The sequence below is a fragment of the Pseudomonas sp. HN2-3 genome (genome assembly GCF_020691745.1).
Lineage (GTDB): Bacteria > Pseudomonadota > Gammaproteobacteria > Pseudomonadales > Pseudomonadaceae > Aquipseudomonas > Aquipseudomonas capeferrum.
The window spans coordinates 20,574-33,040 of the sequence record NZ_CP085704.1; the positions used below are offsets into that span (position 1 = coordinate 20,574).

Annotated in this window: 12 protein-coding genes; 5 read left to right on the forward strand and 7 right to left on the reverse strand. The window is 64.7% G+C overall.

What is annotated here, in order from left to right:
- Window positions 1-12 precede the first annotated feature (12 nt).
- The gene (locus LJX93_RS00090; protein WP_033702458.1) at window positions 13-900 is read left to right on the forward strand and encodes a lysophospholipid acyltransferase; all 888 of its coding nucleotides are present in this window, start codon (window positions 13-15) and stop codon (window positions 898-900) included.
- A gap of 136 nt (window positions 901-1,036) precedes the next feature.
- Here LJX93_RS00090 and LJX93_RS00095 read toward each other — a convergent pair whose 3' ends face one another.
- From LJX93_RS00095 to def, 5 genes are read right to left on the reverse strand one after another with little or no spacing between them, the layout of a single operon-like run.
- Window positions 1,037-1,345 (reverse strand): tetratricopeptide repeat protein, encoded by a 309-nt coding sequence (locus LJX93_RS00095; protein ID WP_033702459.1) that lies wholly within the window; start codon window positions 1,343-1,345, stop codon window positions 1,037-1,039.
- A gap of 11 nt (window positions 1,346-1,356) precedes the next feature.
- A complete protein-coding gene (trkA, locus tag LJX93_RS00100) occupies window positions 1,357-2,730 on the reverse strand; it encodes a Trk system potassium transporter TrkA (RefSeq protein ID WP_033702460.1) in 1,374 nt (457 codons plus the stop codon).
- A 24-nt stretch (window positions 2,731-2,754) separates the two neighbouring features.
- Window positions 2,755-4,065, reverse strand: a complete 1,311-nt coding sequence (gene rsmB, locus LJX93_RS00105; RefSeq protein ID WP_227696622.1) for a 16S rRNA (cytosine(967)-C(5))-methyltransferase RsmB — start codon at window positions 4,063-4,065, stop codon at window positions 2,755-2,757.
- The gene (gene fmt, locus LJX93_RS00110) at window positions 4,062-4,994 is read right to left on the reverse strand and encodes a methionyl-tRNA formyltransferase (RefSeq protein WP_033702462.1); all 933 of its coding nucleotides are present in this window, start codon (window positions 4,992-4,994) and stop codon (window positions 4,062-4,064) included. The genes rsmB and fmt overlap by 4 nt, the downstream gene beginning before the upstream one ends.
- Window positions 4,995-5,054: 60 nt before the next feature.
- Window positions 5,055-5,561 carry a peptide deformylase gene (gene def, locus LJX93_RS00115; RefSeq protein ID WP_033702463.1) on the reverse strand — a complete coding sequence of 169 codons (507 nt, stop codon included), beginning with the start codon at window positions 5,559-5,561 and terminating at the stop codon, window positions 5,055-5,057.
- Window positions 5,562-5,767: 206 nt separating this feature from the next.
- Here def and dprA point away from each other — a divergent pair, with 206 nt between their 5' ends.
- Together dprA and LJX93_RS00125 are read left to right on the forward strand one after the other, a co-directional pair.
- Window positions 5,768-6,865 carry a DNA-processing protein DprA gene (dprA, locus tag LJX93_RS00120; protein WP_047582457.1) on the forward strand — a complete coding sequence of 366 codons (1,098 nt, stop codon included), beginning with the start codon at window positions 5,768-5,770 and terminating at the stop codon, window positions 6,863-6,865.
- A gap of 42 nt (window positions 6,866-6,907) precedes the next feature.
- Complete coding sequence (locus tag LJX93_RS00125; RefSeq protein WP_033702465.1) at window positions 6,908-7,465, forward strand: L-threonylcarbamoyladenylate synthase; 558 nt, start codon at window positions 6,908-6,910, stop codon at window positions 7,463-7,465.
- A gap of 384 nt (window positions 7,466-7,849) precedes the next feature.
- Here the strand turns inward: LJX93_RS00125 and LJX93_RS00130 are convergent, their stop codons facing one another.
- The gene (locus LJX93_RS00130) at window positions 7,850-8,827 is read right to left on the reverse strand and encodes an NADPH:quinone reductase (RefSeq protein ID WP_156309994.1); all 978 of its coding nucleotides are present in this window, start codon (window positions 8,825-8,827) and stop codon (window positions 7,850-7,852) included.
- Between the two features lie 134 nt (window positions 8,828-8,961).
- Here LJX93_RS00130 and hemF point away from each other — a divergent pair, with 134 nt between their 5' ends.
- Complete coding sequence (hemF, locus tag LJX93_RS00135; protein ID WP_033702467.1) at window positions 8,962-9,873, forward strand: oxygen-dependent coproporphyrinogen oxidase; 912 nt, start codon at window positions 8,962-8,964, stop codon at window positions 9,871-9,873.
- 26 nt (window positions 9,874-9,899) lie between these two features.
- Complete coding sequence (gene aroE, locus LJX93_RS00140) at window positions 9,900-10,724, forward strand: shikimate dehydrogenase (protein WP_033702468.1); 825 nt, start codon at window positions 9,900-9,902, stop codon at window positions 10,722-10,724.
- Window positions 10,725-10,865: 141 nt separating this feature from the next.
- Here the strand turns inward: aroE and LJX93_RS00145 are convergent, their stop codons facing one another.
- Entirely contained in the window at window positions 10,866-12,431 is a 1,566-nt protein-coding gene (locus LJX93_RS00145) for a SulP family inorganic anion transporter (RefSeq protein ID WP_033702469.1), read from the reverse strand.
- Between the last annotated feature and the right edge of the window lie 36 nt (window positions 12,432-12,467).

Consider the following 12,467-nt stretch of genomic DNA (forward strand, 5'->3'; position numbering starts at 1 on the left):
AGGAATTCGCCTGTGGAAAAGTTCAAGGGCGCCCTGATGGTCGGGGTGCTTCGACTGTTCGCCAAGTTGCCCTGGGGCGCGGTACAGCGCGTCGGCGCCGGTATCGGCTGGCTGATGTGGAAGGTCCCGAACGGGTCGCGCAACGTGGTGCGTATCAACCTGGCCAAGTGTTTCCCCGAGATGGACCCGGTCGCGCGTGAGCAGCTGGTTGGCCATGCGCTCAGAGATATCGGCAAGTCCTTCGTCGAGAGCGCGTGCGCCTGGATCTGGCCACCGCAGCGTTCGCTGGAGCTGGTCAAGGAAGTGCAAGGCCTGGAAGTGCTGGAGCAGGCCCTTGCCTCGGGCAAGGGCGTGGTCGGCATCACCAGCCACCTGGGTAACTGGGAAGTGTTGAACCACTTCTACTGCAACCAGTGCAAACCGATCATCTTCTACCGCCCGCCGAAACTGAAGGCCGTGGATGACCTGCTGCGTGAGCAGCGGGTGCAGATGGGTAACCGCGTCGCGCCTTCGACCAAGGAAGGCATCCTCAGTGTGATCAAGGAAGTGCGCCGCGGTGGGCAAGTGGGCATCCCAGCCGACCCGGAGCCGGCGGAATCGGCCGGGGTGTTCGTGCCGTTTCTCGGTACCCAAGCGCTGACCAGCAAGTTCGTGCCGAACATGCTGGCCGGTGGCAAGGCGGTAGGGGTGTTCCTGCATGCGCTGCGGCTGCCGGATGGCTCTGGGTTCCGGGTGATTCTGGAAGCGGCGCCTGAAGCGATGTACAGCACGGATGTGACCGAATCGGCGGCGGCCATGAGCAAGGTGGTCGAACGGTATGTGCGCGAGTACCCGAGCCAGTACATGTGGAGCATGAAGCGCTTCAAGAAGCGCCCGGCCGGTGAGCCGCGCTGGTATTGAGATTTTTTGGGGGCGCTTTGCGCCCCATTCGCGGGGCCAGCCCGCTCCCACAAGTCCTGCGCAGCCTGAGGGTCACTCTGTACCTTGTGGGAGCGGGCTTGCCCCGCGATTGGGCTGCAAAGCAGCCCCGGCAATTTCAGACTTTATTCAGCTTCTTGAGGAACACCGCCATCTCTTTCTCGGCCTGCTTATCCCCATGGGCCTGCGCCGCCACGATCCCGTCCTCCCAGGCCTTGCGCGCCGCCGCCAAATCACCCTGCAACTGATACGCCTTGCCCAGCAGCTTCCACGCCGCCGAATACTTAGGGTCCTGCTCCACGCACCGTGCCAGGTGCACCGCCGCCTCAGCCCCGTTGCCCTCATCCAGCCAGCCTTTGCCCAGGCCAAATCTCAGCAGTGGGTTATCCACACCCTTGGCCAGCATTTTCTCCAGCGACTCGCGCATGCCCACTTCTCCTAGAAGAAACTCAAGCCGACGTGGAACAGCTTCTCCACATCCCGAATGTGTTTTTTATCCACAACGAACAGAATCACGTGGTCACCCGACGCGATCATCGTGTCGTCGTGGGCAATCATCACCTCTTCGTCGCGGATGATCGCGCCGATCGTGGTACCCGGTGGCAGGGCGATGTCTTCAATGGCCTTGCCCACCACCTTGCTCGATTTCGAATCGCCGTGCGCCACGGCCTCGATGGCCTCGGCCGCGCCGCGGCGCAGGGAGTGCACGCTGACGATGTCGCCACGCCGCACGTGCGCCAGCAAGGTGCCGATGGTGGCCAACTGCGGGCTGATGGCGATGTCGATTTCACCGCCCTGCACCAGGTCCACGTAGGCCGGGTTGTTGATGATGGTCATCACCTTGCGCGCACCCAGGCGCTTGGCCAGCAGCGACGACATGATGTTGGCCTCGTCGTCGTTGGTCAGGGCCAGAAAGATGTCGGCGTCGGCGATGTTCTCTTCGAGCATCAGGTCTTTGTCTGACGCACTGCCCTGTAGCACCACGGTGCTTTCCAGGGTGTCGGAGAGGTGGCGGCAGCGGGCCGGGTTCATCTCGATGATCTTCACCTGGTAGCGGCTTTCGATGGCCTCGGCCAGGCGCTCGCCGATCTGCCCGCCACCGGCGATCACCACACGCTTGTTGGTCTCGTCGATGCGCCGCAGCTCGCCCATCACCGCGCGAATGTCTTTTTTCGCGGCGATGAAGAACACTTCGTCATCGGCCTCGATCACGGTGTCACCGCGTGGGGTGATCGGCCGGTCACGGCGGAAGATTGCCGCCACGCGGGTGTCCACATTGGGCATGTGCGCGCGGATCTGGCGCAGCTGCTGGCCCACCAGTGGGCCGCCGTAGTACGCCTTGACCGCCACCAGTTGCGCCTTGCCTTCGGCGAAGTCGATCACCTGCAAGGAGCCCGGGTGCTCGATCAGGCGCTTGATGTAGTTGGTCACCACCTGCTCGGGGCTGATCAGCACGTCCACCGGGATGTGGTCGTTGTGGAACAGCTCTTCGCGGGTGAGGTAGGCTGATTCGCGTACCCGGGCGATCTTGGTCGGCGTATGGAACAGCGAATAGGCGACCTGGCAGGCCACCATGTTGGTCTCGTCGCTGTTGGTCACCGCCACCAGCATGTCGGCGTCGTCGGCGCCGGCCTGGCGCAGCACCGTCGGCAGCGAGCCGCGGCCCTGCACCGTGCGGATGTCCAGGCGGTCGCCGAGGTCGCGCAGGCGCTCGCCGTCGGTGTCGACCACGGTGATGTCGTTGGCCTCGCTGGCCAGGTGCTCTGCCAGCGTACCGCCCACCTGCCCTGCGCCGAGGATGATGATCTTCATCCGCTACTCCCTGAACCGTTGTGCTTATCCGCGTGAAGCGGCGATCTTGATCAGCTTGGCATAATAGAAACCGTCGTGGCCGCCTTCCTGGGCCAGCAACTGGCGGCCGTGGGGCTGGCGCAAGCCGGCCTCGGTGGCCAGGTCCAGCTCACGGGCGCCCGGGGTGCGGGCGAGGAACGCCTCGATCACCTCGGTGTTTTCGGTCGGCAGGCTCGAGCAGGTGGCGTAGAGCAGCATGCCGCCTACTTCCAGGGTTGGCCACAGGGCATCGAGCAGCTCGCCTTGCAGCGTGGCCAGGGCCGGAATGTCGTCGGCCTGGCGGGTCAGCTTGATGTCCGGGTGGCGGCGGATCACGCCGGTGGCCGAGCACGGGGCGTCGAGCAGGATGCGCTGGAAAGGTTTGCCGTCCCACCAGCTGGCGGTGTCGCGGGCATCACAGGCGATCAGTTCGGCGTCCAGTTGCAGGCGCTCGAGGTTCTCGCGCACGCGGGTCAGGCGTTTGGCCTCCAGGTCGATGGCCACCAGGTGTGCAAGGCCGGCCTCGGCTTCGAGCAAGTGGCAGGTCTTGCCGCCCGGGGCGCAGCAGGCGTCGAGCACGCGTTGGCCGGGGGCCAGTTCGAGCAGGTCGGCAGACAATTGCGCGGCCTCGTCCTGCACGCTCACCCAGCCTTCGGCGAAGCCCGGCAGGCTGCGCACATCACAGGGCTCATTCAGCACGATACCGTCGCGGCTGAACTGGCAGGCGCTGGCGCCGACGCCGGCCTCTGCCAGCAAGGCCAGGTAGGCATCGCGGCTGTGGCGGCGGCGGTTGACCCGCAGGATCATCGGCGGGTGGGCGTTGTTGGCGGCGCAGATGGCTTCCCATTGCTCTGGCCAGAAGGCTTTCAGCGCTTTCTGCAGCCACCGAGGGTGCGCAGTGCGTACCACCGGGTCGCGCTCCATGCTGGCGAGCAGCGCTTCGCCTTCACGCTGGGCGCGGCGCAGCACGGCATTGAGCAGGGCCTTGGCCCACGGTTTTTTCAGCTTGTCGGCGCAGCCAACGGTCTCGCCGATGGCGGCGTGTGCCGGAATGCGCGTGTAGAACAGCTGGTACAAGCCGACCAGCAGCAGTGCCTGCACATCGGCATCGGCGGTCTTGAACGGCTTTTGCAGCAACTGCGCGGCCAACAGGTCGAGGCGCGGCTGCCAGCGGGCGGTGCCGAACGCCAGGTCCTGGGTCAGGCCACGGTCGCGTTCATCGACCTTGTCCAGTTGCGCCGGCAACGAACTGTTCAGCGAGGCCTTGCCGCTGAGCACAGCGGCAAGGGCACGGGCGGCGGCCAGGCGTGGGTTCATTGGCCGAGCACCTTGCCGTTGGCGAACTTCTCGCGGCGGCTGTTGAACAGGTCGCTGAAGTTCAGCGCCTTGCCGCCGGGCAGTTGCAGGCGGGTCAGGCTCAAGGCTTGATCACCACAAGCGACCTCCAGGCCATCTTTGCTGGCAGACAGGATCTCGCCGGGGGCGCCCTTGCCTGTGGACAACCTGGCCGCCAGCACCTTCACGCTTTCGCCGTCCAGGGTGCTATGGCACACCGGCCACGGGTTGAAGGCACGGATCAGGCGCTCCAGCTCCACGGCCGGGCGGCTCCAGTCGATGCGCGCTTCGTCTTTGTTCAGCTTGTGTGCATAGGTGGCCAGGGTGTCGTCCTGGACTTCACCTTGCAGCGTGCCGGCGGCGAGGCCAGCGATGGCCTGTAGGACGGCCGGTGGGCCCATTTCGGCGAGGCGATCGTGCAGGGTGCCGCCGGTGTCTTCGGCGCTGATCGGGGTGACCACCTTGAGCAGCATCGGCCCGGTGTCCAGGCCGGCTTCCATGCGCATCACGGTTACGCCGCTCTCGGCGTCACCGGCTTGCACGGCGCGCTGGATCGGCGCAGCACCGCGCCAGCGTGGCAGCAGCGAGGCGTGGCTGTTGATGCAGCCCAGGCGGGGAATATCCAGCACGGCCTGGGGCAGGATCAGGCCGTAGGCGACCACCACCATCAGGTCGGGCTTGAGCGCGGCGAGTTCTGCCTGGGCATCGGCGTTGCGCAGGGTCGGCGGTTGCAGCACCGGGATGTCGTGGGCCACGGCCAGGGCCTTGACCGCGCTCGGCATGAGCTTCTGGCCACGGCCGGCGGGGCGGTCTGGCTGGGTGTAGACGGCCACGATCTCATAGGGGCTGTCGAGCAGTGCCTTGAGGTGTTCGGCGGCAAACTCTGGAGTGCCTGCGAAGACGATGCGCATGGAGTTCTCGCTGCAAAAAAGAAGAAGGCTTGCCGGAGCAAGCCTTCTGGAAGGTGGGGATCAGGCGTTCTGGCGGTGCTGCTTTTCCAGCTTCTTCTTGATTCGGTCGCGTTTGAGCGTGGACAGGTAGTCGACGAACAGCTTGCCGTTGAGGTGATCGAACTCGTGCTGCACGCACACGGCCAGCAGGCCTTCGGCTTCGAGCTCAAAGGGCTTGCCGTCGCGGTCCAGGGCTTTGACGCGCACCCGCAGAGGGCGGTCGACGTTCTCGTAGAAGCCAGGCACCGACAGGCAGCCTTCCTGGTATTGGCCCATGTCGTGGGTCAGCTCTTCGACCACCGGGTTGATGAAAACCCGTGGCTCGCTGCGGTCTTCGCTCAGGTCCATCACCACAAGCTGTTTGTGGACGTTGACCTGGGTCGCCGCCAGGCCGATGCCAGGCGCCTCGTACATGGTTTCAAACATGTCGTCGATCAGCTGGCTCAGGGCGTCGTCGAACACCGTCACCGGTTTGGCGATGGTGCGCAGGCGCGGGTCCGGGAATTCGAGAATGTTCAAGATGGCCATAAGGTCGGGCAGTCACTGTGCGTTCGGTTGAAAACTGAACACACATAATAAAGGTAATCGGCGATTTCGGCACCTGGCAAGCTCGTCTAGGGTGTCTATGGGCTTGATAGCGTCCGATTAATGGACAGCTTTTCAAAGTGTTACCCACAAACTTATCCACAGGTTGTGCCACGTAAATGGCCCTGTTTCGATCAAGGATGATCTCGATGCCGATCCCCCACTCGTCGCTTTGCCCGCCTGCCGAACTGGAAGCGCGATTACGCCTGCACCGCCTTCCCGAGACCGGGCTGCGTCGTTTTCACACCTTGCTGCAAGCCTTCGGAAGCGCCGCTTCAGCGCTGAGTGCGCCGGCCGGCGCCTGGCGAGCGCTGGGCATGGCGCAGGCCACCATCGACGCGCGGCGCAGCGCCGAAGTACGCGACGGCGCACTGGCTGCGATGGCCTGGCTAGAGCATCCCGGCCAGCATTTGCTGATGTGGGACAGCCTTGGCTACCCAGCGTTGCTGGGTGAAATCGACGATCCACCGCCGTTGCTTTTCGTCGCCGGTGACCCTGCTTTGCTTGAGCGGCCACAGCTGGCAATTGTGGGCAGCAGGCGTGCTTCACCCCCCGCGCTCGACACCGCCAGGGCATTTTCCCGTTACCTGTCGCAGGCCGGTTTCACCATTACCAGTGGGCTGGCGTTGGGCATCGACGGTGCCGCTCATCGGGCTGCTCTGCAGGCTGGCGGTGGGACGATCGGTGTGCTCGGCACGGGCTTGCAAAAACTTTATCCACAGCGCCACCGCGAGCTTGCCCAGGCGATCATCGACAGCGGTAGCGCACTGGTTTCCGAGTACCCGCTGGATGCCGGGCCGCTGCCGGGCAATTTTCCACGGCGCAATCGCATCATCAGCGGTTTGTCGCTGGGCGTGCTGGTGGTGGAGGCGAGCCTGGCCAGTGGTTCGTTGATAACCGCGCGGCTGGCGGCCGAGCAGGGCCGTGAGGTTTACGCCATCCCCGGTTCGATCCACCACCCAGGGGCCAAAGGCTGTCACCAGTTGATCCGTGATGGCGCGCTACTGGTGGAAAGCGTGGAGCAGATTCTGGAAAGCCTGCGAGGCTGGCAGAACCTGCCCCCTGCGATAGTGGACGAATATGTCCACCCCCTGCTTGCTCTGCTGCATGCTGCGCCACAGACTACCGAAAGCCTGGCCCGGTGCAGCGAGCAGCCGCTGGCCGACGTGCTGGCGCAACTGACCGAACTGGAGCTGCAAGGCCAGGTCAGCAATGAAGCCGGGCGTTGGTTTGCCCGTGCGGGCTAAGTACACTGCGCGCAAGCAAGGTTCATAGGCGGAGAGAGAGAAATGGTGAGCAGTTTTCGTGTGCAACAAGCCGCACGTGAGATCCGGGCGGGCGCGGTGATTGCCTACCCGACCGAAGCGGTCTGGGGCCTGGGCTGCGACCCGTGGAACGAGGACGCGGTATACCGCCTGCTGGCGCTCAAGTCGCGGCCTGTGGATAAAGGCCTGATCCTGGTCGCCGACAACATCCGCCAGTTCGACTTCCTGTTCGAGGATTTCCCCGAGGACTGGATCGACCGCATGGGCAGCACCTGGCCTGGCCCTAATACCTGGCTGGTGCCGCACCAGGACCTGTTGCCCGAGTGGGTGACAGGTGAGCACGACACGGTGGCACTGCGGGTCAGCGACCACCCGCAGGTGCGTGAGTTGTGTGCATTGGTTGGGCCGTTGATTTCCACCTCGTGCAACCCCGGCGGGCGCCCGGCGGCGAAAACCCGGTTGCGGGTGGAGCAGTACTTCCATGGGCAGTTGGATCTGGTACTGGGCGGGGCGCTGGGCGGGCGGAAGAACCCGAGTGTGATTCGCAACCTGGCGACTGGCGAAGTCGTTCGTCCGGGCTAAATTGCCAAGCGCCAATACACCTCCTTGTGGGAGCGGGCTTGCCCCGCGAAGAGGCCAGCCCAGGCGGCCAGTGTGTATAGCCCGGGCTTCGCCCTGGTTCGCGGGGCAAGCCCGCTCCCACATTTGTTTCGGGCCAGTCCCTTCTGGGAAGTCACCGCTGCCCGCCTTGTTGGTTCCATTTGATATCGAGGGTTACGCAACTGCGGTTCCTCGATTTGCAGCCATGCACCAAGGCTGTAACCCACCTGACACAGAAGTAATTGGCCCGAAACAGATGTGGGAGCGGGCTTGCCCCGCGAAGCGCCGCGCGGGCGGCGCTCGATATCCGCAACACCACAAAAACCAAGGCAGGCACTTGGTCGCCTCAACGCGGCCTTCTGTCAATCAAGGCAACAAGACAGTCGACCCCACAGTCCGCCGCGCCGACAACTCCGCCTGCGCCTTGGCCGCCTCACCCAACGGATACCGTTGCTGGATATCCACAACCACCTTGCCACTCGCGATCACCGCAAACAGGTCATCGGCCATGGCCTGGGTGTTCTCGGCATTGTTGGCATAACTGGCCAAGGTCGGCCGGGTGACATACAGCGAACCCTTCTGCGCCAGGATCCCCAGGTTCACCCCGCTCACCGCGCCGGAGGCATTGCCAAAGCTCACCATCAACCCGCGCGGTTGCAGGCAATCGAGCGAGGTCAGCCAGGTGTCGGCACCCACACCGTCATACACCACCGGGCATTTCTTGCCGTCGGTCAGCTCCAGCACCCGCTTGGCCACGTCTTCACGGCTGTAGTCGATGGTTGCCCATGCCCCCAGCGCCTTGGCCCGCTCGGCTTTCTCGGCAGAGCTGACGGTACCGATCAGCTTGGCCCCGAGCGCGTTGGCCCACTGGCAAGCCAGGGAACCCACGCCACCCGCAGCGGCATGGAACAGGATCACGTCGCCCGGCTGCACGGCATAGGTCTGCTTGAGCAGGTATTGCACGGTCAGCCCCTTGAGCATCACCGCCGCCGCCTGCTCGAAACTGATGTTGTCCGGCAGCTTGACCAGGTTGGCCTCCGGCAGCGTATGCACCTCGCTGTAGGCACCCAGCGGCCCGCCGCCATAGGCTACGCGGTCACCCACTTTCAGGCGGGTAACGCCCTCGCCCACCGCCTCGACCACGCCTGCACCCTCGGTGCCCAGGCCTGACGGCAGTGCAGGCGGCGCGTACAGGCCATTGCGGAAATAGGTATCGATGAAGTTCAGGCCGATCGCATGGTTACGCACGCGGACCTGCTGTGGCCCGGGCGGGGCGGGTTCGAACTCTACAAGCTGCAGAACTTCCGGGCCGCCATGCTGGCTGAACTGGATACGCTTGGCCATCTCGCACTCCTGTTGTCGGGATTGGTAACAGCCCTCTATCGGACGCCTTTGCTTGATCGCCGTCAACTGCGGCGCGTCGGCCGCCGGTGGTATGCTACGCGGCGAATTCTTCTCTGCCCGCTCCAGGTGACCCGATGACCAGCCGCACCGAGGCCGTGAAAGCCTACCTGCTCGACCTGCAAGACCGCATCTGCTCCGCCCTCGAAACCGAGGACGGCGGCGCCCGCTTCGTCGAGGACGCCTGGACGCGCGAAGCCGGTGGCGGGGGCCGTACGCGGGTGATCGGTGACGGCAAGTTGATCGAAAAAGGCGGGGTCAACTTCTCTCACGTGTTCGGTACCGGCCTGCCGCCTTCGGCCAGTGCCCACCGCCCGGAACTGGCTGGCCGTGGCTTCGAGGCCCTGGGCGTGTCGCTGGTGATCCACCCGCACAACCCGCACGTGCCCACCTCTCACGCCAATGTGCGGTTCTTCATCGCCGAAAAAGAGGGTGAAGAGGCCGTGTGGTGGTTCGGCGGCGGCTTCGACCTGACCCCGTACTATGGCAATGAAGAAGACTGCATCCACTGGCACCGCGTGGCCGAGCAGGCCTGTGCGCCGTTTGGCGCCGACGTTTATCCGCGCTACAAAGCCTGGTGCGACCGCTATTTCCACCTCAAGCACCGTGGCGAACCGCGTGGCATCGGCGGGCTGTTCTTCGATGACCTGAACGAGTGGGACTTCGACACCTGCTTTGCGTTCATCCGCGCCATCGGCGACGCCTACGTCGAGGCCTACCTGCCGATCGTCCAGCGCCGCAAGGACACGCCCTACACCGCCGAGCAGCGTGAGTTCCAGGAGTACCGCCGCGGCCGCTACGTGGAGTTCAACCTGGTCTATGACCGGGGCACCTTGTTCGGCCTGCAATCGGGTGGGCGTACCGAGTCGATCCTCATGTCGCTGCCACCGCAGGTACGCTGGGGCTACGACTGGAAGGCCGCGCCCGGTAGCGAAGAAGCGCGCCTGACCGAGTACTACCTGCAAGATCGCGACTGGCTCGCCCAGTAAGCCTGTGGATAACCGAGGAACCCACCATGGACCAGTACGTCGTTTTCGGTAACCCCATCGGCCACAGCAAGTCGCCGCTGATTCACCGCCTGTTCGCCGAACAGACCGGCCAGGACCTGGAGTACGCCACCCTGTTGGCGCCGCTGGACGAGTTCAGCGATTGTGCCTACGGCTTCTTCAAACAAGGCAGAGGCGGCAACGTCACCGTGCCGTTCAAGGAAGAAGCCTACCGCCTGTGCGACAGCCTGACCCCACGTGCCCAGCGGGCGGGGGCGGTGAATACCCTGAGCAAGCTGGCTGACGGCACGCTGCAGGGTGACAACACCGACGGTGCCGGCCTGGTACGCGACCTGACGGTGAATGCCGGCGTGCAGCTGGCGGGCAAGCGGATTCTCATCCTTGGCGCGGGTGGCGCGGTGCGTGGCGTGCTGGAGCCGATCCTGGCGCACGGCCCCGAGTCGCTGGTGATTGCCAACCGCACGGTGGAAAAGGCCGAGCTGCTGGCCCACGAGTTCGATGAGCTCGGGCCGGTGGTGGCCAGTGGGTTTGCCTGGCTGCAGGAACCGGTGGACGTGATCATCAACGCCACCTCGGCAAGCCTGGCGGGCGAGATGCCGCCGATTGCCGCAAGCCTGGTCGAGGCGGGGCGTACGGTTTGCTATGACATGATGTATGGCAAGGAGCCTACGCCGTTTTGCCAATGGGCCACCGACTTGGGGGCGGCCAAGGTGCTGGACGGGCTGGGGATGCTGGCTGAACAGGCGGCGGAAGCGTTCTTTATCTGGCGTGGCGTGAGGCCGGATACGGCGCCGGTGTTGGCTGAACTGCGCCGGCAGCTTGCTCGGGGTTGACGCCTTCGGGCCGCTTCGCGGCCCATCGCAGGCAAGCCAGCGCCTACAAGTACAGCGCCGACCTCGGGCCTTGTGATATTCCTGTAGGAGCTGGCTTGCCTGCGATGGGCTGCAAAGCAGCCCCAAGATCTCAACCCAACCTCACTCTTCAAACCTGATCGGACACAACTTCACCCCTTCCAGCTTCTGCAATTCCTCGACCACCTGCGGCCGCGCCCGCTGCAAGGTCAAACTGCCCCCCGCTCGCCGCAACCGCCTCGCCTCCCTGTGCAACATATCCACACCCGAATAATCGATAAAATTCACCTGCCGTGCATCGATCACCACATGCGGCCCCTGGCAGCGTTGCAGGCGCACCTGCAGGTAATGCGCCGCGCCGAAGAAGATCGACCCGCCCACCCGCAGCACATCGGCCTGCCCTTCCCGGCTCTGCTGCACCCGTGGCCGTGAAGTGCGCTTGAGGTAGAAGAACAGCGAAGCCAGCACCCCGGCGTAGATCGCCGTCTGCAGTTCCAGCAGCAAGGTCGCGGCGGCGGTCAGGGCCATGACCAGGAATTCCGAGCGGCTGACCCGGAACAGCGCGCGAATACCCCGGTGATCCACCAACCCCCAACAGATCAGCAGAATGCTGCCCGCCATGGCCGGGATCGGCAGATGGGCGATCAGCCCCGCGCCTGCGACGGCAAACACCGCGACCCACAGCGCCGAGAACACCCCCGCCATAGGCGACCTGGCACCTGCGTCGTAGCTCAGGCCCGAGCGGGTGAAAGAGCCTGACGAAAGGTAGCCGGAGAACCACGCACCGACGATGTTCGACAGGCCTTGGGCGCGGATCTCCTGGTCGGCGTCGATCAGCTGTTCGGAGCGCGAAGACAGCGACCTGGCGATCGACAGGCTGGTGACCAGGCCGAGCATACCCACGGCCACTGCGGTCGGCAGCAGCCGCAGCATCAGCTCAAGGTCCAGCAACGGCAGCGGGCTCAAGGGCGGTAACTGGCCGGTGAAGGCCGGCACCCTCGGCACGTGGCCAAAGAAGCCAGGCAGCAACCAGGCCAGCAGGCTGACCAGGATCAGGCTGATCAACAAGCTTGGCCAGCGCGGCCGCCAGAGCTTGAAGCCCACGCCGATGAGCACCGTGGCCAGGCCCAGCATCAGCGATGGCAGGTCAACCTCACCGGCGTGGCTGGCCAGGTCCTGGACTGTTTTCAAGGCCGTGGCCTGGCTCGGCAGGTCCATGCCCAGCAGGTTGGGTAACTGCCCGAGGGCGATGACGATGGCGGCGCCCAAGGTGAAGCCGAGCACCACCGAGTGGGAGACGAAATTGACCAGCGCGCCGAACCGTAGCAGGCCGAGCAAAAGCTGGAAGATGCCAGCAATGAAGGTCAGCAGCAGAACCAGCGTGACGTAGTCGGCACTGCCTGGCACCGCCAAGGGGCTGACACTGGCATACAGGACAATGGAAATGGCGGCAGTCGGGCCGCAGATCAGGTGCCAGGAAGAGCCCCACAGGCAGGCGATGAGCACCGGGACGATGGCGGCGAACAGGCCGTATTCGGCAGGCAGGCCGGCAATCAGGGCGTAGGCGATGGATTGTGGCAAGGCAAGGATGGCACCGCTCAGGCCCACCAGCAGGTCCTGACGCAGACTGCGGCCCGATTGGCGGGGCAGCCAGGTGAGGAAGGGCAGCAGGCGGTGAAGACGGTGCATGACTTATTCAAATCCCCGGGTTGTACCCGCCCTGTC